Annotated in this window: 12 protein-coding genes; 3 read left to right on the top strand and 9 right to left on the bottom strand. The window is 51.4% G+C overall.

Translation table 11 applies throughout. The annotated features are described in order from the left end of the window. Positions 1-27: 27 nt before the first annotated feature. The 6 genes from LOZ86_RS15330 to ubiG all read right to left on the bottom strand — a co-directional run bounded on the left by LOZ86_RS15330 (position 28) and on the right by ubiG (position 6,749). Positions 28-483, bottom strand: a complete 456-nt coding sequence (locus LOZ86_RS15330) for an NfeD family protein (RefSeq protein ID WP_230242257.1) — start codon at positions 481-483, stop codon at positions 28-30. Continuing rightward, a complete protein-coding gene (locus LOZ86_RS15325) occupies positions 483-1,397 on the bottom strand; it encodes an SPFH domain-containing protein (RefSeq protein ID WP_039486013.1) in 915 nt (304 codons plus the stop codon). The genes LOZ86_RS15330 and LOZ86_RS15325 overlap by 1 nt, the downstream gene beginning before the upstream one ends. A 322-nt stretch (positions 1,398-1,719) precedes the next feature. Further along, entirely contained in the window at positions 1,720-1,980 is a 261-nt protein-coding gene (gene yfaE, locus LOZ86_RS15320; RefSeq protein ID WP_010284079.1) for a class I ribonucleotide reductase maintenance protein YfaE, read from the bottom strand. Positions 1,981-1,983: 3 nt separating this feature from the next. Further along, positions 1,984-3,114, bottom strand: coding sequence for a class Ia ribonucleoside-diphosphate reductase subunit beta (nrdB, locus tag LOZ86_RS15315; protein WP_039486016.1), 1,131 nt, complete (start codon positions 3,112-3,114; stop codon positions 1,984-1,986). A gap of 121 nt (positions 3,115-3,235) precedes the next feature. After that, a complete protein-coding gene (gene nrdA / locus LOZ86_RS15310) occupies positions 3,236-5,521 on the bottom strand; it encodes a class 1a ribonucleoside-diphosphate reductase subunit alpha (protein ID WP_230242255.1) in 2,286 nt (761 codons plus the stop codon). Between the two features lie 508 nt (positions 5,522-6,029). After that, positions 6,030-6,749 (bottom strand): bifunctional 2-polyprenyl-6-hydroxyphenol methylase/3-demethylubiquinol 3-O-methyltransferase UbiG, encoded by a 720-nt coding sequence (gene ubiG / locus LOZ86_RS15305; protein ID WP_039486021.1) that lies wholly within the window; start codon positions 6,747-6,749, stop codon positions 6,030-6,032. A 226-nt stretch (positions 6,750-6,975) separates the two neighbouring features. On the opposite strand from ubiG, the gene gyrA reads away from it, so the two are divergent. Next, a complete protein-coding gene (gyrA, locus tag LOZ86_RS15300; RefSeq protein ID WP_039486024.1) occupies positions 6,976-9,615 on the top strand; it encodes a DNA topoisomerase (ATP-hydrolyzing) subunit A in 2,640 nt (879 codons plus the stop codon). 115 nt (positions 9,616-9,730) lie between these two features. Next, entirely contained in the window at positions 9,731-12,586 is a 2,856-nt protein-coding gene (gene rcsC / locus LOZ86_RS15295) for a two-component system sensor histidine kinase RcsC (protein ID WP_072037833.1), read from the top strand. A gap of 37 nt (positions 12,587-12,623) precedes the next feature. Here rcsC and rcsB read toward each other — a convergent pair whose 3' ends face one another. From rcsB to LOZ86_RS15280, 3 genes are read right to left on the bottom strand one after another with little or no spacing between them, the layout of a single operon-like run. Continuing rightward, positions 12,624-13,274 carry a response regulator transcription factor RcsB gene (gene rcsB, locus LOZ86_RS15290; RefSeq protein ID WP_005976164.1) on the bottom strand — a complete coding sequence of 217 codons (651 nt, stop codon included), beginning with the start codon at positions 13,272-13,274 and terminating at the stop codon, positions 12,624-12,626. Between the two features lie 8 nt (positions 13,275-13,282). Further along, a complete protein-coding gene (gene rcsD, locus LOZ86_RS15285) occupies positions 13,283-15,970 on the bottom strand; it encodes a phosphotransferase RcsD (RefSeq protein WP_039486031.1) in 2,688 nt (895 codons plus the stop codon). 16 nt (positions 15,971-15,986) lie between these two features. After that, positions 15,987-17,156 (bottom strand): MFS transporter, encoded by a 1,170-nt coding sequence (locus LOZ86_RS15280; RefSeq protein WP_039486034.1) that lies wholly within the window; start codon positions 17,154-17,156, stop codon positions 15,987-15,989. Between the two features lie 343 nt (positions 17,157-17,499). Between LOZ86_RS15280 and menF the strand changes: the two genes are divergently transcribed. Then, positions 17,500-18,822: an isochorismate synthase MenF gene (menF, locus tag LOZ86_RS15275; protein ID WP_039486037.1), complete on the top strand. Its 1,323-nt coding sequence runs from the start codon at positions 17,500-17,502 to the stop codon at positions 18,820-18,822. Positions 18,823-18,858 lie beyond the last annotated feature (36 nt).

The following is an 18,858-nucleotide window of genomic DNA, read 5'->3' as shown; positions in this document are numbered from 1 at the left end:
ACAGGCTCCCCCAAATAATGCGTTATGTTAGTGCTCAATCGGGCGCACATACAGCGTGATACCATCAATGGCAATCACTTCAACCTGCGTGCCGACGGGCAGATCCTGTTCTGATTTCACACGCCAGCTGCTGTCACCGATGTTTACCCGGCCGAAACCGTTGATCACCGGGTCGGTCAGCGTCGCGCGCAGGCCAACCAACTGTTGTCCGCGCTGGTTGAGCATCGATTGTGGGCGTGACAGCGTTCGTTTACGCAGCCAATACCACCAGAGCAGTGCCGTAACGATCGTCAGGATGGCGAAAATCGTTCCCTGCCATGGCCAGCCCATCGGCATCACCCCCGTTAGTAGCCCAACCAATACCGCCGATAAACCGCTCCACAGCGAATAGCCACTGGCACCCAGCATTTCGGCGGCCAAAAGCAGACCGCCGAGCGACAGCCAGAACCAGTGCGCATTTTCCATCACCAGTTCAATGCCCATTATTGACCTCGGCTATCTTTGCTGTCTTTAATCAGCTCCGTAATCCCGCCAATAGCGCCCATCAGATTGCTGGCTTCCAGCGGCATCATGATCACTTTGCTGTTATTGGAGGAGCCGATCTGCTGCAAGGCGTCGGTATATTTCTGGGCAACAAAGTAGTTAATCGCCTGAATGTTGCCTGCTGCGATGGCCTCGGACACCATTTTAGTCGCCTGTGCTTCTGCTTCTGCCGCACGCTCACGCGCTTCTGCTTCCAGGAAGGCGGATTGGCGCTGGCCTTCGGCTTTCAGAATCTGCGACTGTTTTTCCCCTTCGGCTTTCAGGATCGCGGCTTGACGCACCCCTTCGGCTTCCAGAATATCGGCACGCTTGTTACGCTCTGCTTTCATCTGCGCATTCATGGCGGCAATCAGTTCAGCTGGCGGGCGTACGTCACGAATCTCGATGCGGGTGATTTTCACGCCCCACGGGTTCGTGGCTTCATCAACAATGTGCAGCAGGCGGGTGTTGATGCTATCGCGCTGAGACAGCATTTCGTCCAGCTCCATGGAACCCAGCACCGTACGGAAGTTGGTCATGGTGAGGTTCACGATAGCCTGTTCCAGATTGCTAACTTCATAGGCGGCCCGCGCGGGATCGATCACCTGAATAAAACACACGGCATCAATGGCTACATTGGCGTTATCGCGAGAGATAATTTCCTGAGAGGGGATATCTAATACCTGTTCCATCATGTTGATTTTACGACCAACGCGATCCATAAACGGCACGACCAGATTCAGCCCCGGCATCAGCGTTTTGGTATAGCGACCAAACCGTTCCACAGTCCATTGATATCCCTGAGGTACGATTTTGATGCCTGACCAGACAATGATGAGTGCAACAAAGATCAAAATAGGAATGACGGTGAGCATGTTCTAAAACCTCCAGTTTGTTTTATCCCCGTCATACTTCAGGCTGCATGTGCGTTGGATTCTCTTACTCACCTCAGTCACTTACTCGCGTAAGCTCCTGGGGATTCGCTCGGTCTCCGCGTTACAAGGCCATAAATGAGCCTTGCCCTAAAGGGTCAACGCAAAGCGTTGTTCAAAACGCTAACGTTTTGTCATGCAACTCGAATTATTTAGGGTATATATCAGTCGAAAGACGATGTCTGTAGATAGTGTAACTCACTTAAGTATGAATGCGGGCAGGAAATGCGCCTGCTAGCGAGAGCGATAGGAGGATTGGTAGGGACTAAATATCGAGTTCGATGTCGCCCTGCGGCATACAGCAGCAGGGAAGGATCTCATCCTGTTGGATGCAGGCCAGCGGAGTTTGACGATACGCTACTCTGCCTTTTACCAGACGCAACCGACAGGAACCGCAATAGCCGGATCGGCACTGATATTCAATGCTGACTCGGTTAGATTCCAGCACATCCAGCAGGGAAGGGCCGTCGTCTGAACAGGAAAACTGCGCACCGGATGTGCGCAGTGTGATCGTTGGATTGCTCATCGATTACAGTTGGAAATCGCTCAGATCGTCGTCGCTAATTTCTGAATCGATCTGACCGACCAGATAAGAGCTGACTTCAACTTCCTGTGGCGCGACCTGTACGTTATCGGACACCAGCCAGGCGTTGATCCACGGGATTGGGTTAGTGCGCGTCTGGAACGGCAGCGGCAGCCCAACCGCCTGCATGCGGATGTTGGTAATGTATTCCACGTACTGGCACAGAATATCTTTGTTCAGGCCAATCATCGAACCGTCGCGGAACAGGTATTCAGCCCACTCTTTTTCTTGCTGAGCGGCGAGCACAAACAGATCATAACATTCCTGCTGACACTCTTCGGCAATCTGCGCCATTTCTGGGTCGTCATGGCCGGAACGCATCAGGTTCAGCATATGCTGTGTGCCGGTCAGGTGCAGCGCTTCATCACGGGCGATCAGCTTGATGATTTTGGCGTTGCCTTCCATCAGTTCGCGTTCCGCAAAAGCAAACGAGCAGGCGAAGCTGACGTAGAAGCGAATCGCTTCCAGCGCGTTTACGCTCATCAGACAGATATACAGCTGCTTTTTCAGCGCATGTAGATTCACGGTCACGGTCTTGCCGTTAACCTGATGTGACCCTTCACCCAGCAGATGATAGTAGCTGGTCATTTCGATCAGCGAATCGTAGTAACCGGAGATATCTTTGGCACGCTTCAGAATCTCTTCGTTAGTCACGATATCGTCAAATACCAGCGACGGATCGTTCACGATATTACGAATGATGTGCGTGTAGGAGCGTGAGTGAATGGTTTCCGAGAAAGCCCAGGTTTCTACCCAGGTTTCCAGCTCAGGGATAGAAATCAGCGGTAGCAGTGCCACGTTCGGGCTACGTCCCTGAATCGAATCCAGCAGTGTTTGGTATTTCAGGTTGCTGATAAAGATATGTTTTTCATGATCGGGCAGAGCATGATAGTCGATGCGATCGCGGGACACGTCGACTTCTTCTGGACGCCAGAAGAAGGACAGTTGTTTTTCGATCAGTTTTTCGAAAATTTCATATTTTTGCTGATCGAAACGCGCAACGTTAACCGACTGACCGAAGAACATCGGTTCTAGCAGTTGGTTGTTTTTGTTCTGTGAAAAAGTGGTATAGGCCATGAGTCTCTCCAAAAAAATGCAGGGAGCATTTTTTAACGCCGCTTGTGAAGGCCCAGAAGGGGCGGGCAGCGACGTTTGCTATAAAAGAGAAAGGCTGCATCGGCAGCCTTTCATTATTGGCTTAAATCTTACACGCGCCGCCTTCGCAGCCGTCGTCCTGAGGTTCTGGCAGCAGGTCGTCTTGTACGTCTTCAGCGCCGTCACGGGTGTTTTGGTAATACAGCGTTTTAACGCCGAGTTTATAGGCCGTGACCAGATCCTTCAGCAGCTGTTTCATCGGTACTCGACCTGGTGGGAAACGTGATGGATCGTAGTTGGTGTTGGAAGAGATCGCCTGATCGACAAACTTCTGCATCAGACCAACTAATTGCAGGTAACCGTCGTTATTTGGCATATCCCACAGCAGTTCGTAAGCGTCTTTCAGCGTTTCGTACTCAGGCACCACTTGACGCAAAATGCCGTCTTTGGACGCTTTGACGCTGATGTGGCCGCGCGGTGGTTCAATACCGTTGGTGGCGTTGGAGATCTGAGATGAGGTCTCAGACGGCATCAGCGCAGACAGCGTGGAGTTACGCAGACCATACTCTTTGATGTCGTTACGCAGCGCTTCCCAGTCGAGATGCAGCGGTTCGTTGCAAATCGCATCCAGATCGCGCTTATAGGTATCGATAGGCAAAATACCCTGCGAATAGGTGGTTTCATTGAACCACGGGCAAGCACCTTGTTCGCGTGCCAGCACATTCGACGCCTTCAACAGATAGTATTGAATCGCTTCAAACGTTTTGTGCGTCAGGCCGTTGGCGCTGCCGTCGGAGTAACGTACGTCGTTTTTCGCCAGATAGTAGGCGAAGTTAATGACGCCAATACCCAACGTGCGGCGGCCCATCGCACCACGTTCTGCGGCTTTAATCGGATAATCCTGATAATCCAGCAGCGCATCCAGCGCACGCACGGCCAGCGTCGCCAGATCTTCCAGATCGTCTAAGCTATTGATTGCACCGAGATTGAAAGCCGACAGCGTACACAGCGCGATTTCACCGTTTTCATCATTCACGTCATTCAACGGTTTGGTCGGTAATGCGATCTCCAGACACAGGTTGGACTGGCGAACGGGGGCAATCTGCGGATCGAACGGGCTGTGCGTGTTGCAGTGGTCAACGTTCTGGATATAGATACGGCCTGTAGACGCGCGTTCCTGCATCATCAGGGAGAACAGCTCACTTGCTTTGATACGCTGCTTGCGAATGCTGCCATCCTGTTCATATTTCACATACAGGCGCTCGAACTCATCCTGATTGGCGAAGAAGGCGTCGTACAGTCCCGGTACGTCAGACGGGCTGAACAGCGTGATGTCTTCACCTTTTACCAAACGCTGATACATCAGTTTGTTCAGCTGCACGCCGTAGTCGAGGTGGCGAACGCGGTTGCCTTCTACGCCACGGTTGTTTTTCAGCACCAGCAGGCTTTCCACTTCCAGATGCCACAGCGGATAGAACAGCGTGGCAGCCCCGCCGCGTACGCCGCCCTGAGAGCAGGATTTCACTGCTGTCTGGAAGTGTTTATAGAAAGGAATACAGCCGGTGTGGAATGCTTCACCGCCGCGAATCGGGCTGCCGAGCGCACGGATGTGGCCCGCGTTAATGCCGATACCCGCACGTTGGGAAACATACTTCACGATAGCGCTGGAGGTCGCGTTGATGGAATCCAGACTGTCGCCGCATTCGATCAGCACGCAAGAGCTGAACTGACGTGTTGGCGTACGTACGCCCGCCATTATTGGCGTCGGCAGGGAAATTTTGAACGTAGAGATTGCGTCATAAAAACGTTTAACGTAATCCAGACGTGTCTCACGCGGGTAGCGAGAGAACAGGCAGGCGGCGACCAAAATGTACAGGAACTGGGCGCTTTCGTAGATATCACCGGTGACGCGGTTTTGTACTAAGTATTTCCCTTCCAGCTGTTTAACCGCCGCATAGGAGAAATTCATGTCACGCCAGTGATCGATGAAAGCGTCCATCTGTGCGAATTCTTCTTGGCTATAGTCTTCCAGCAGGTGCTTGTCGTACTTGCCCAGTTCGACCATTTTGGTGACGTGGGTCAGCAGGGCCGGCGGCTCAAACTGGCCGTAAGCTTTCTTACGCAAATGGAAGATAGCCAAACGCGCGGACAGATATTGGTAATCTGGGCTTTCGCGGGAGATCAGATCGGCTGCGGCCTTAATGATGGTCTCATGGATATCAGAGGTTTTGATGCTGTCATAAAACTGAATGTGTGAACGCAGTTCGACCTGAGAAACGGAGACATTGTGTAAACCTTCTGCGGCCCAGGTAATGACGCGGTGGATTTTATCCAAATTGATTCTTTCTTTACTGCCATCGCGTTTGGTAACTAGGAGGCTTTGGTTCATGAGAAGTAATACCTGTTAATTTTCCCCCTCTGTCGTTAGCACATGCAAAAACGACACGCAAGGCACATCTGTGCCTTTTTGCCGAGAGCAAACACTATATGTAGGGGGTGGGTTTGGTTTGGTAACAAAATAATGAGAAAAGGATGTTATTGCAAGTGAACAAAAACGGAGTAATTGTGGATAACTCAGGGGAGTAAATGTGATTGATTCGGTAACTACCTGTTTGCTTGGGCCATCTCATCTTTTTAGCCCTTGGCGATAAAAAATGAAATATTTACTCGGTTGCCGCTTTATTGTTCGTGTTGAAAATTATGATATTGATCAAGTCACAAAACAGAAAGATAAAGTCAGGACTGTTTGATTATTAAGTTGCCTGTAGTTAACACAGTAGCAACAAAGGTGATGATATTATGGGTTTTTTGTTTCCGCAGGGGAGTGCCCTGCGGTTAATTTTTTACTGGGTGAGTACTCAAAATCTGGTGCCCATCACCTCTAGCTGCATGCTTTTCTATTTATCGTGGCGAGTGTGCAGCATGTAGTTCACGTCCACGTTTGGACCCAGTTTAAAGTGGTCCGTCAGCGGATTGTAGTGCAGCCCGGTGATATGCTTTTCACGCAGCGGTGTACTGTCGACCCAGTGCATCAGTTCTGCTGGGCGAATGAACTTTTTAATGTCGTGCGTGCCGCGAGGTACCATTTTGAGCACGTACTCGGCACCGATAACGGCCATCATCCACGCTTTCGCATTGCGGTTGATGGTGGAGAAAAAGACGTGTCCACCGGGTTTGACCAACTTGGCACAAGCCTGCACCACGGATTGTGGGTCGGGAACGTGCTCCAGCATTTCCATACAGGTGACGATATCGTAGAGGCTCGGATGAGCATGTGCATGCGCTTCTACCGTTTCCTGCACATAATCGACGGCGACACCGCTTTCCAGCGCATGTAAACGCGCGACCTGCAACGGCTCTGCGCCCATATCGAGCCCGGTGACGTCCGCGCCTTCACGCGCCATGCTTTCGGCTAAAATGCCACCGCCGCAGCCGACATCCAGCACTTTCTTGCCGAACAGGCCTTCCGCGTGCAGCGAAATATAGCCCAGACGCAGCGGATTAATGCGGTGCAATGGTTTGAATTCACCTTCTAAATCCCACCAGCGTGAAGCGATAGCCTCAAATTTGGCAATCTCCTGATGGTCAACGTTCGGAGTTTGATTTTCTACATTCATGTGTCATCACTGCCTTTCGTCATCTTTATCCTGCCGCGAGTATACTCCCTTCGCGCTGCAACGTGCAGCGATGTCCGTTTTCTCTAAGGGATATCTGAGGAATAAAGTCCATCGGGAAAACAGTCTGTTTAGGGCGGAAGGGAGTTTCCCCCGAAACGGCGGTTTGTGATATAATTTTTCACCTTTTGAACTCGGGTAGATGCCTAAATAGAGGGATAGCGGCTACATGAGCGACCTTGCCAGAGAAATCACACCGGTCAACATTGAAGACGAACTGAAAAGTTCGTATCTGGATTATGCGATGTCCGTTATTGTCGGGCGTGCATTACCAGATGTTCGTGATGGACTGAAACCGGTGCACCGCCGCGTACTGTACGCGATGAACGTACTGGGTAACGACTGGAACAAACCGTATAAAAAATCCGCCCGTGTCGTCGGGGATGTCATCGGTAAATACCACCCACATGGTGACTCTGCCGTTTATGAAACCATCGTGCGTATGGCGCAGCCTTTCTCACTGCGCTACATGCTGGTTGATGGTCAGGGCAACTTCGGTTCGATTGACGGCGACTCCGCTGCGGCCATGCGTTATACCGAAATTCGCATGTCGAAAATTGCTCATGAACTGCTGGCCGATCTCGAAAAAGAGACGGTCGATTTTGTGCCGAACTATGACGGCACCGAGCAGATTCCTGACGTCATGCCTACGCGTATTCCCAACCTGCTGGTTAACGGTTCTTCCGGTATCGCCGTCGGGATGGCAACGAATATTCCACCGCATAACTTGACAGAAGTCGTGAACGGCTGTCTGGCGTATATCGACGATGAAAACATCAGCCTCGAAGAGTTGATGGAGCACATCAAAGGCCCGGATTTCCCGACGGCGGCGATCATCAATGGCCGACGTGGCATTGAAGAAGCCTATCGCACTGGGCGCGGTAAAATTTACATCCGTGCGCGTGCTGAAGTGGAAGCAGACGCGAAAACCGGACGTGAAACCATCATCGTGCATGAAATTCCGTATCAGGTGAACAAAGCGCGCCTGATCGAGAAAATCGCCGAACTGGTCAAAGATAAACGTATCGAAGGTATTAGCGCACTGCGTGACGAATCTGATAAAGACGGTATGCGTATCGTCATCGAGATTAAACGTGACGCCGTGGGCGAAGTGGTACTGAATAATCTGTATTCCCTGACGCAGCTTCAGACGTCATTCGGCATCAACATGGTCGCTCTGCATCAGGGCCAGCCGAAGATCATGCCGCTGAAGGACATTCTGGTTGCGTTTGTGCGCCACCGCCGTGAAGTGGTGACGCGTCGTACCATTTTTGAACTGCGTAAAGCCCGTGACCGTGCCCACATTCTGGAAGGTCTGGCGATTGCGTTGGCGAACATCGATCCGATTATCGAACTGATTCGTCGTGCTGCATCACCTGCTGAAGCGAAAGCCGCGCTGATCGCACAAGCATGGGAGCTAGGTAGCGTGGCTACCATGTTGGAACGTGCGGGCGATGATGCTGCGCGTCCAGAGTGGCTGGAGCCAGAGTTCGGTATCCGTGACGGTCACTACTACCTGACCGAACCGCAGGCGCAGGCGATTCTGGATCTGCGTTTGCAGAAACTGACCGGCATGGAGCACGAAAAGCTGCTTGATGAATATAAAGCGCTGCTGGCGGAGATCGCCGAGCTGCTTTATATCCTCAATAGCCCTGAGCGCCTGATGGAAGTGATCCGCGAAGAGCTGGAAGCGATCAAAACGCAATACAGCGACGAGCGCCGTACGGAAATCACGGCGAACACCGCTGACATCAACATCGAAGATCTGATCAACCAAGAAGATGTTGTCGTTACGCTGTCTCATCAGGGTTACGTGAAGTATCAGCCGCTGAGTGACTATGAAGCCCAGCGTCGCGGTGGTCGTGGCAAGTCTGCTGCTCGTATTAAAGAAGAAGACTTTATCGATCGTCTGCTGGTGGCCAACACCCACGACACGATTCTGTGCTTCTCCAGCCGTGGTCGCTTGTACTGGATGAAGGTGTATCAACTGCCGGAAGCCAGCCGCGGTGCGCGCGGTCGTCCGATTGTCAACCTGCTGCCGCTTGAGCCGAATGAGCGTATTACCGCGATTCTGCCAGTGCGTGAATACGAAGAAGGCCGCCATATCTTCATGGCAACTGCGAGCGGTACGGTCAAGAAAACGGCGTTGACGGAATTCAGCCGTCCGCGTAGTGCGGGGATCATCGCGGTTAACCTGAACGAGGGGGACGAGCTGATTGGCGTTGACCTGACCGGCGGTAGCGATGAAGCGATGCTGTTCTCTGCGGAAGGCAAAGTGGTTCGCTTCTCCGAGCAGGCGGTGCGTTCGATGGGCCGAACGGCAACGGGCGTCCGTGGTATCAACCTGCAAGGCGAAGATCGCGTCGTTTCTCTGATCATTCCTCGCGGCGAAGGCGATATCCTGACCGTCACGCAAAATGGCTTTGGTAAGCGTACTGCTGTGAGCGAGTACCCGACCAAGTCGCGTGCGACGAAAGGGGTTATCTCTATCAAGGTCAGCGAACGTAACGGTAAAGTGGTTGGCGCGGTTCAGGTTGATGCCGCAGACCAGATCATGATGATCACCGATGCGGGAACGCTGGTGCGTACTCGCGTGTCTGAAGTCAGTATCGTTGGCCGTAACACGCAGGGTGTCACGCTGATTCGTACGGCGGAAGACGAACATGTTGTCGGCCTGCAACGCGTTGCTGAGCCGGTAGAAGATGAGGAGCTGGATGGCGTGGTAAAAGTTGAAGGCGAAGTTGCCGAAGACGATGATGCTATCGATGACATTGATGGCGATGATGATATCGCTGAAGATGACGAATAAGCCTTTTTATTAAACCGGAATGAGTAGAGTAAGCCAGCGCAATGCGCTGGCTTTTTTTATCGACTCTCGGTAGTGTATCAGCCAACTGGTTCTTCCCTTATTCAACGGTATCCATTTGAAATATCTCGCCTCATTCCAGACCACATTAAAGGTGTCCCGCTATTTATTTCGGGTTCTGGCGGTCATGCTGTGGGTATTGTGCGCGCTGATATCCGTTTTTTATGTCACTAAAGTATTGAATGAAAAAGAATCAGAGCTGCGGCAGGAATATAACCTCAGCTTTGATCAGTCGCAGGGTTACATCCGACACGCATCGGATATTGTGCGCGAACTCCAGTATCTGGCGGTAAATCGCCTGATGTTGGCAAGAGAAAAGGCAGAGCCGCCAACGGAAGGGGGCCCTGGTGTTTCCGTTTATGCACTGGCTCCCGGCGCGACGTGTTCCACGCAATATGGCGGGAATGCGGCGCTGCTCTCATTGAGCCATTTTTTCAACGGCTGGCAGGATAATTTCTCTGCCGTCTACGATCTTAATCGGGTCTTTTTTGTCGGCGGCGATCGGCGCTGCATGGTTGATTTTGGCATCCGTAACCAGTCGCTCGACCGTGATAACTTGCTTAAAAATGTGCAGGATCGGTTTCAGGATCAGAAGAAGAGTCGCCCCCAAACTGGACGCGATGAAACGGTCTATTGGATTACCCCTGCCTCTATTCCCGATGTCGGCTATTTATATGCGCTGACGCCGATATATGTGGATAACAAGCTGGAAGTCATCATGGGGATTGAACAGACGATTCGTCTGGATGACTTCGTCACCATGGGTAAATTTCCGATCAGTGCCCGGCTGCTGGATCAATATAATCAGGTGGTTTTGCAGTTTTCCGATGATAAAGAGCGGTACGCTTCTTCGGTTGGCGGTTATCCCTCCGATCATAACTATTTTGGCTATGTGAATGGGTATGATGAACTCATTCTGAAGAAGTCGCTGTCGCCGACATCATTCAGCATCGTATATTCGCTGCCGTTGACGGTGTTGATCTCCCATATCAGCGCATTGATGATCAATATGCTGGTGCTGAATATGCTCTCGGCTATCTTGCTGTTTGTGCTGGTGCTGGTGTTTGAGCGGAAAATGCTGTTGCCATCGGAAATCAATGCATTCCAACTGGAAGAAAACGAGCAATTCAACCGCAAAATTGTCGCATCGGCACCAGTCGGTATTTGTATCCTGCGTATTAATGACGGCACGAACATCCTCAGTAACGAGCTGGCGCACAACTATCTCAACCTGTTGACCCACGAGGATAGGCTGCGAATTACCCGCATTATTTGCGAGCAGCAGTCCAAGTTTGTGGATGTCATGACCAGCCGCAATCATCACCTGCAAATCAGCTTTGTCCATTCGCGCTATCGTAATGAAAACGTGGCGATTTGTGTGCTGCTGGACGTCAGTGCGCGGGTCAAAATGGAAGAGTCGCTACAGGAAATGGCGAATGCCGCCGAGCAGGCAAGCCAGTCTAAATCGATGTTCCTGGCTACTGTCAGCCATGAATTACGTACGCCGCTGTACGGGATTATCGGTAACCTCGATTTACTGCAAACCAAATCGCTGCCGCAGGATGCCAACCGTCTGGTTGCAGCGATGAGCAACTCTTCCTCGCTGCTGCTGAAAATCATCAGCGATATCCTCGATTTTTCCAAGATTGAGTCGGAACAGCTGAAGATCGAAGCGTGTGAGTTTGCACCGCATGAAGTCATCAGCCACATCACCAGCAACTATCTCCCGCTGGTGGTCAAAAAACGCCTGACGCTGTACTGCTTTATCGATCCCAATGTACCGGTCAGCCTGTTCGGCGATCCCGTACGTTTGCAGCAGGTGTTATCTAACCTGCTGAGTAACGCCATCAAATTCACGGACACAGGCTGCATCATTTTCGAAGTCGGCTGCCGCGATGGTTATCTGGAATTTGTGGTGCGTGATACTGGCGTGGGCATTCAGCCTCGCGAGGCGGTGAAGCTGTTTGACCCGTTCTTCCAGGCTGGGAGCGGTGTTCAGCGTCATTTTCAGGGGACAGGCTTAGGGCTGGCGATTTGTGAAAAGCTGGTCAATCTGATGGATGGAGACATTACCATTGAGTCGGAACCTGGGCTTGGCAGCCTGTTTGGTGTCCGAATTCCGCTGTATAAAGCGCGCTATGCTCCAGCGGCGATCAACGCCAGCCTGCAAGGGAAAATTTGTTGGTTGAGGATACGCAATGCCCGGCTGGAGGCTTATCTGCTGACGCTGTTACAGGAGCAAGGGTTGCAGGTGGCGCGTTACCAGAATCAAACTGTGTCACCTGATGATGTGATGATTAGCGATTACGTGTCAGAAGAGGCCGTTAACGTTCGGGCGCATATCGTGATGAGCGGCGCGCATACTGGGTCAGCGCAGGAAGTGAGCGACGGGCACTGGGTGCAAGGGGCGTCCACACCTCAACATCTGCCGGATTTGCTGGAAAAAATCTATCGTTCAGAAAACGAGGATAAGACTCGTACAGAGATTTCACTGCCGCTGACTAACTATGTACGAGCTGAGAATGGTGACATTATGATTCTGGTGGTTGACGATCACCCGATCAATCGTCGACTACTGGCGGATCAGCTAGGCTCTCTGGGCTATCAGGCAATGACGGCGAATGATGGCGTAGATGGTCTGAGTGTGTTGAGTAAAAACCATATTGATATCGTGTTGACGGATGTCAATATGCCGAATATGGATGGTTATTTGTTCACACGACGTATGCGCGAGCAGGGGTTACGTTTCCCGGTTATCGGCGTGACGGCAAATGCGTTGGCGGAAGAAAGAGAGCGTTGCCTCGGGGCTGGGATGGATCACTGTTTGTCAAAACCGGTTACGCTGGATACGTTGCAGCAGGCGTTGGCGCATTACAGTAACGTGGTGCGTCATGCGAGAACATCCGAGGAATAACCTGCACCAGCGGCTGCCGGTGCAGGAGGGGAGATGCTTAGTCTACCTGCGTCGCGCCGCCGTTAACGGAAGACAGGTAATTCAGCAGGGCGATATCGTTCTCGACGCCCAGCTTAGTCATGGCTGACTTTTTCTGGCTACTGATCGTTTTGATACTGCGATTCAGTTTTTTGGCGATTTCGGTAACCAAAAAGCCTTCTGCAAACAAACGCAGCACTTCACTTTCTTTCGGGGACAGGCGTTTGTCGCCGTAGCCGCTGGCGCTGATTTTCTCCAGCACTTTGGATACGCTATCCGGCGTGAATTTCTTCCCTTTTTGCAGGGCAGCCAGCGCTTTGGGTAAATCGGTCGGCGCACCCTGTTTCAGCACGATGCCTTCGATATCCAAATCCAGCACCGCGCTCAGAATCGCCGGATTATTGTTCATGGTAAGAACAATAATAGAAAGGTGAGGGAAATGGCGCTTAATGTATTTAATGAGGGTAATACCATCGCCGTATTTATCGCCTGGCATGGATAAATCGGTGATTAAAACATTAGCGTCCAGCTTAGGTAGATTATTGATCAGCGCTGTTGAGTCTTCAAATTCGCCAACCACATTGACCCATTCAATCTGCTCAAGCGATTTTTTGATGCCAAAAAGGACAATAGGATGGTCGTCGGCAATAATTACGTTTAAGTTACTCATCGTTTTGGTTACTCATCTTGTTGGCTACCTTGCTGCCCTTTAGGTTCTACTGGGGATAGTAATGCACTGACAAACCTCTCAATTTCATGAAGGTTAGCCTCGATCTGTTCACTATCATGCGCGGTAATATGCTGTTCAAGCTGTTCACACAACAGTTTGCCTGGATGCAGATTAAGCATGGCAAACACGCCTTTCAGCCGGTGTGCCGTCTGCGAAAGCGACGGAAAATCGCCTGCTTCCACTTCAGTATACAGCCTCTTTAAATCATCCGGTACTGTCTCCACGAACAGCGAATAATAGTCGCTTGCTGCCAATTGTTCGGCGTAAAATTCGACATTATCCGGTTCCCCTTCCTGTAGCGAATCGGGTGATTTTTCCAGTTGTAGCTCAATCAGCTTAAGTAATGCCTCCAGCAGGAGGTGGCTGATATTATAATTTACCCGCAAACGGCGCGGGCCCAAAGGCGTTACGGTGCCATCGTCATGACTCAACAGTAGCGTATAATCTGCTTTTTTCTCCGGGTCATCAGTCATGCAGATATCCGCTTCCTGATTAATCTGACGTTCATCGCTAACCAGATAATTCGCACCCCAGCCCGTCAGCATATTGCCGACAATATGCTGTACTTCATCAGACGTCACATCCAGCAGAACGGTAATACCATCCAGCAGTTTTTCTTCCTCAACGGGAAGCGCTTCTGGCTCCAGTTTTAGCGTCAGAATATAGTGTGTGCCTAATCCGGCCTTACTGTTGATAGTTAACGCGCCGCCCAGTTTATTACAGAGTTGATTGCACAAAAATAAGGTCAATCCTGAATTTTGTCCGAAACGATCGGAAGTTGCAGGATGCAGGAAGGGGTGCCGAATATTTTCCTGCTCTTTGCCTGAAACATTCGTACCCGTATCGCTGATCTGAATAATCAGCGTATCCGACTCATTATTTTTTCTATCAATCGACACCGTAATCTTGCCGTAATCCGTATTGGTCACCGAATAATTCAGCAACAGCGCCAGCGTCTTTTTCAACAGCTCGACATCGCCCACGTAGGTTTGATTCATATCCAGATTGTAATGATGGAATAGTGTCAGACCTTTTTGATTCAATCGTGGCAGCAGCTCAAGGAGAACATGGTCGATAACCGTCAGTGGTGAAAAACTCTCGTTGACCACATTCCATTCCTGCGCTTCCAGCTTTTCGTGCAAGGCAATATTTTCCAGCAGCTCAATCGCGCAGCGGGTATCCGCCGTTAGCTGATCCAGTGTGGGCGTCGGTACGGTTGCTGTCTCGCTGTGGCGTAGCGCCTGAATATGCTGTCGCAGTGAAATCAGCGGCTGTTTGAATTCGCTGAGCAGGTTTTGGAATAACCGTTTTCTGGCATGAATATTCTTTTCGTATTCACGCTGGGCGAGCAGCAATTTCCGCTGTACCAGAATCTCTTTATCCTGTTCACGCAGCAGGAAGAGGCAATAGTCAGGTGAATATTGGCTGCGGATTTGGCGTATTTCATACATCTCATTATTAATCGTGACCTGAATGACGCCCTGATGCTCGTCCGCCATATTGGTGATTTTTTGCAGGCTCAGGTGCGGAAGCAGCTGCTCTGCACGCTCGTTTTGCATGACCACTTTGTTGCTGCTGAAATCATAAACCAGCAAACCCATTGGAATTTTGCTTGCCATTTCGCGGTAAATATTCAGTTTTTTTTCCAACTGATAAGATAAATCTTCTCTAGGATGCGTATTTTTCCGACGGAAAAGATAAAAGCCTGCAATGGATACACTCAGCAGAACCAGATTCAGGAGCAGAAGCCAGACGTTATTACGCAATGAATCAATAATCAGGACTTTTACGGGTACCTGAAAAACGATTTTTATTGGGGCATTTACGAGCGTGGCGGAAATTTCAATATTGGAACCGTGAAACTGCACGTCTGTCGTGCCTTCGTCGTTACCACTGCTGTCGATATTGCTGGCCGCAGGTGTATCCGGCTTCAGCATAAGATGTTCACGCGGAATGGTGTCTGGAATTAAATCGTTAATCGGCAGATCGAACGCCAGGATCGTTGCCAGATGACCTGGCTGATTGAATGTGGTACGCAGCGTAAAATAGTAGTCGTTATAGAAGCGTAATTTACGCAGTGGAGAAAAACTTTCGCGCTCGTCTAGCACATTCGCCTGTTGCAGCATTTCTGTACGACGGGCTTCAGCGATGACCGTTATATAATTGCCACGAAACTGTGAGGAGATATCTTTCAGTGTCTGCGTAGAAATCATCGTCAGGCTGTTGTCGATGCCATTCAGATAGTACATGGAGTAGACGTTATTCTCGGCACCCCAGAGGATATCGAGATAACGGGATATCCGGCGCACTGAGATGAGCGTCTTTTTATCATGTTGCCCAAAAATAAGGGCGTCCGTTTTCTGACCGTTTTTTTCTACGTAGAAAACATTTGGCATTAAACTAATGGCGCTAATGTTGGGGTCGCTAGCAGAAGGTTCGTTATTCAAGTTGCCGTATATTTGATAGGTGAAAAAACGGTAGGTATCGACGCGTTTCTGTATGCCTTGGGCAATTGCCGTTAGCGAATGTTTTTTGTCCGCTAGCAGATTGTTGATGTAGCTATAGCCGAATGTTCCGGTAATCAGGAGCGAGAGCACCGTAAGGAGTGAAAAATAACGCAGGATAATGGCTGGCATCAATTAACGCTCCTGATTAGCGGATAACGGCACGCGCGCTGGCGCTAACGCCCAGCAATAGCAGTGCGACAAACCCGAATGCGGTAGCCAAATTGCTGAACTGTGCAATAAAGCCAAGAATAGTCGGGCCGATCAGAATACCTGCATAGCCTACCGTGGTAATGGAGGCGATGGCCAGATTCGGCGGCATGATCTTTTGATTCCCCGCGGCGCTGAAAAGGATCGGCACCACATTCGATGCGCCGATACCCACCATCACAAAGCCAAGAATGGCGGTGATTGCATTATCAATGCTGATCGTTAACACCAGACCGAGTGCGGCGCAGAGGCTGCCGCCGGTCAGAATCGCGTAGCGGCCGAGCGCATTAACAATACGATCGCCGTTCAGCCTGCCTAGCGTCATCGCAACGGAAAACGCCGCATAGCCCATGCCCGCCTGCGCGCCGCTCAGGTTGCGTTCAACCGTTAAGAAGAGGGCGCTCCAGTCCAGTATGGAACCTTCGGCTAAGAACATGATGAAGCACAGTGAGCCAATGAACATCACCCAGCCGCGCGGGATGACAAACAGAGGGCCGTCATCATCTTGATTTGTGGTGCGCAGCAGGTGTTTGTGTGCTGTTGCCATCACTATCAGCATGAGTGCGACAATCGCCAGAATTGCCATTAGCGGAGACAGGCCAAGCCACAGCAGGGCGCTAACACCGCCTGCGCCGACAATCCCCCCGATGCTAAAGAAACCATGAAAACCTGACATCATCGCCCGGCCGCTCGCCCGTTCCACGATGACGGCCTGAATATTCATCGCGACATCAATCATGCCCATGGACGCGCCGAAAAAGAGCAGCGTTATCGCCATCAGAGGCAGCGTTTCCGCCTGCGTCAGCGCGGGCAATACCAGACAAAGCAGCGCGCTTGCCAGCAAAATAACGCTGCGGCACCCCAGTTTACTGGTGAGAAAACCGGTCAACGGCATGGCTAAGAGCGAGCCAATACCGAGAGAAAGCAGCAACATCCCCAGAGAGGCATCACTGATAGCCAGCCGCATTTTGACAAAGGGCACCAGCGGCGCCCAAGCAGCCATAGCAAAGCCCGCAACAAAGAAAACGAGGCGCGTGGCTGCCTGTGCTTTCTTGCCTGGCAGATTCTGATTAATGCATAACGGGTTGGAATTCAGTGTTGTACTCATCCTGAATGAGGCTATCCGGTCGACGTAACAAGGGCCTATTTTTACCATAATTAGCGGTCTGAATGGAAAGAATCCTGGTGTGCGGTTTTGGCGCGAGGGAAGAAGGAAGGCTTGGGGCCGTGGAGCGGGCAAAAAAATGCCGATTAGATAATCGGCAAAAGAATTGGTCAATTGAAGCAATAATGATGATGGAAGAGGATTTTAGAGCGATGTGCGTGACCCGTTTTGCCGTTTGGTGCGATTTCAGTCCGTCCTCGGCATTATGGTCTTGCGTAACCTCTCACCCACGGCGTGTTTTTTTCCCGTATAATCCCCTACTTTGTGTTAGGTCTCCGGGGTAACGGTGAAACAACTTTCCGACTTGCTGCGGCATCTGCAGCAGGATTTGCGCGAGCCACAGCCTGAACGCGCAGGTTTCAGACAAATAACGCGTTCATTACGTCTCAGCGAAACGTCTGAGCTATTGCCGTGGCTGGCGACCCAGCCAGTGTACCCCCAGTTCTATTGGCAGCATCGTCAGGATCGTGAAGAAGCCGCCGTGTGCGGCAACGTGTGCGGGTTTCGCCACCTTCAGGATGCTGAGGCATTCCTCGTTCAGCAGCAGTGCGATCCCGATGTGCGCATCTGGGGACTGAACGCGTTTAATCAAACGAAAGAGGACGGTGCTTCTTCACCCGGCTACCTGTTTTTGCCCCGTGCGGAACTGCGGCGTCAGGATGAGATGCTCAGCCTGAGTATTAACCTGTTCAGTGACACCTCGTTGCAGCAGGATGCCGTTGAAGCTTCGGCATTTATTAACCTGCTTCTGCCACCCGCGTCGCAGCCTCTTTTGCATGCGGAAGTCCAATCCGTCGGGCATCAGCCGGAGCGTCAGGGGTGGATTGATTTGCTCCACCGTGCGCTGCATGACATCAATGCTGGGCTGATGGAAAAAGTGGTTCTGGCGCGCGCGACCACGCTAACGCTTACGCGGCCGCTACAGGCCACCACCTTTATGGCCGCCAGCCGAGCGGCAAATCACCACTGTTTCCATTTCATGCTGGCGCACGATGCGCGCCATGCGTTTCTCGGCTCCAGCCCGGAGCGGCTTTATCGCCGTCGGGGTAGTGAACTGGAAACTGAGGCGCTGGCGGGGACGGTGGCAAGCGATCGCGATGCGCGCAAAGCCGCTGAACTGGCCGACTGGTTGATGAATGACACCAAAAATCAGTGTGAGAACATGCTGGTGGTGGATGATATTTGTCAGCGGTTACAGCAGTCCGCGCTGTCGCTGGATGTGATGCCGCCGGAAATTGTGCGCCTGCGTAAAGTACAGCATCTGCGCCGTACCATTCACGCCACGCTGCGCACTGCATCCGATAGCGCGTGCCTGAATGCGTTACAGCCCACGGCAGCCGTCGCGGGCCTGCCGAGGCAAGAGGCTCGCCGTTTTATTGCTGAACATGAACCGTTTGAACGCGGCTGGTATGCCGGTTCCGCAGGTTACCTTTCGCGTCAGCAGTCTGAATTCAGCGTGGCGCTACGTTCGGCCGAAGTGCGGGATCATGTTTTAACGCTTTATGCCGGTGCCGGAATTGTGGCGGCTTCTGATCCAGAACAAGAATGGCAGGAGTTAGAAAACAAAGCAGCAGGGCTAAGATCCCTGTTAGACGGTGATATGTCATAGTTTTGTTTTATGGTTGTTGTGCGAGGTACTGGTTTA

Source organism: Pectobacterium parvum, assembly GCF_020971565.1.
GTDB lineage: Bacteria > Pseudomonadota > Gammaproteobacteria > Enterobacterales > Enterobacteriaceae > Pectobacterium > Pectobacterium polare.
This window is presented reverse-complemented; position numbering and strand designations above follow the sequence as displayed.

Excerpts from the sequence above, each read along its gene's own strand:
- LOZ86_RS15330 (WP_230242257.1), bottom strand. The coding sequence starts at position 483 with ATGGGCATTGAACTGGTGATGGAAAATGCGCACTGGTTCTGGCTGTCG.
- gyrA (WP_039486024.1), top strand. The coding sequence starts at position 6,976 with ATGAGCGACCTTGCCAGAGAAATCACACCGGTCAACATTGAAGACGAA.
- nrdA (WP_230242255.1), bottom strand. The coding sequence starts at position 5,521 with ATGAACCAAAGCCTCCTAGTTACCAAACGCGATGGCAGTAAAGAAAGA.
- rcsD (WP_039486031.1), bottom strand. The coding sequence starts at position 15,970 with ATGCCAGCCATTATCCTGCGTTATTTTTCACTCCTTACGGTGCTCTCG.
- LOZ86_RS15325 (WP_039486013.1), bottom strand. The coding sequence starts at position 1,397 with ATGCTCACCGTCATTCCTATTTTGATCTTTGTTGCACTCATCATTGTC.
- rcsB (WP_005976164.1), bottom strand. The coding sequence starts at position 13,274 with ATGAGTAACTTAAACGTAATTATTGCCGACGACCATCCTATTGTCCTT.
- nrdB (WP_039486016.1), bottom strand. The coding sequence starts at position 3,114 with ATGGCCTATACCACTTTTTCACAGAACAAAAACAACCAACTGCTAGAA.
- ubiG (WP_039486021.1), bottom strand. The coding sequence starts at position 6,749 with ATGAATGTAGAAAATCAAACTCCGAACGTTGACCATCAGGAGATTGCC.
- yfaE (WP_010284079.1), bottom strand. The coding sequence starts at position 1,980 with ATGAGCAATCCAACGATCACACTGCGCACATCCGGTGCGCAGTTTTCC.
- LOZ86_RS15280 (WP_039486034.1), bottom strand. The coding sequence starts at position 17,156 with ATGAGTACAACACTGAATTCCAACCCGTTATGCATTAATCAGAATCTG.